We start from the raw sequence: 363 nt of genomic DNA on the forward strand, positions 1-363 counted from the left end.
ACGCGGCAAACAATACTTGGAAGCCAATTCGCAGCCCCGCTACCCGTTCGGGTATGGACTGAGCTATACCAGCTTCCGCTACTCGGAACTCCAGGTAGAGCCGCAGGCAATCACGGCAGACCAAACCGCAACGATACGGGTCACCGTGACCAACACGGGGGAACGGGAAGGCGCCGAGGTCGTTCAGCTCTATATCTCTGATGTCGTGAGCAAGGTATCCAGACCCGCGAAGGAACTCAAAGGCTTCCTTAAAGTTACGCTGGCTCCGGGCGAAGCACAAATCGTTGAATTTGAAGTCGGCGCGGAGCAGCTGCAATATATCGGTCCGGAGGTTCAGCCTGTCGTGGAGCCGGGCGGATTCAA

1 protein-coding gene is annotated in these 363 nt (G+C 57.0%); it reads left to right on the top strand.

Annotation, left to right across the window (positions count from 1 at the left end; genetic code table 11):
• Nucleotides 1–363 (top strand): fibronectin type III-like domain-contianing protein (locus ACTJKB_RS30980; RefSeq protein ID WP_440838050.1); only part of this gene is annotated, 363 nt, incomplete at both ends.

The sequence above is a fragment of the Paenibacillus sp. 22594 genome, assembly GCF_052044425.1.
In the GTDB taxonomy this organism is placed as follows: domain Bacteria; phylum Bacillota; class Bacilli; order Paenibacillales; family Paenibacillaceae; genus Paenibacillus_AQ.